Source organism: Vibrio sp. 1249-1, assembly GCF_033340495.1.
This window is the reverse complement of sequence record NZ_JAWOWJ010000666.1, coordinates 1-651: the sequence shown is the minus strand read 5'-3', so window position 1 is coordinate 651 and position 651 is coordinate 1. Positions and strand designations below refer to the sequence as shown.

1 protein-coding gene is annotated in these 651 nt (G+C 41.5%); it reads left to right on the top strand.

Translation table 11 applies throughout. From position 1 onward, the window contains the following. Position 1: 1 nt before the first annotated feature. Positions 2-651: LysR family transcriptional regulator (locus tag R7Z50_RS28230; RefSeq protein ID WP_318149848.1), on the top strand; the 650-nt coding region annotated here is incomplete at its 3' end.

The window sequence follows — 651 nt, the reverse complement described above, 5'->3', positions numbered from 1 at the left end:
AATCAATACATTTATTGTGGTGGCCGAGTGCTTTTCTTATACGAAAGCGGCGGATAAATTAGGTGTAACTCAGCCAGCGATAAGTGCTTCCATTAAACGACTAGAGCGCACAACAAACACAAAGTTATTTACGAAACGAGGACGAAATATTGAGCTAACCAGCACGGCCCAGAAATGGCTGCCTCAACTACAACAAGCGCTAAGTGTAATCGATAGCGTGATCACCCAACCTGCTCCCTACAATGTTTACTGTTCAAATATCTATCCGGCTCAGCTATCCAAGCTTGAAAATGTCTTTTTTCATGAGTCAACATTAAGCGAAAACCATTTATTCTCTCTGCTTTACAGCAATGAAGCGGATTTACTACTGGGGGATATTGAAAGCAGAGAAGCGTCAATTATAGTGGAAGATGTTTGTCGAGAGCCTTGTGTTGTTATATGTCGAAACGGTCACCCAAGGATTGACGAGCACATCTCCACCGAGATGTTAAGCGACGAAAAACATTGCGTACTTACCAGTAAATGGAGTTTTGATACTGAGTTTGAAAAACATTTGGGCTTAATCGTCAAATCAAACAATATCGATTCTATCGCATCTAACTATTTGGGTATTCTCACCCACGTAGCTCAAAACGACTGCATCGGAGTCAT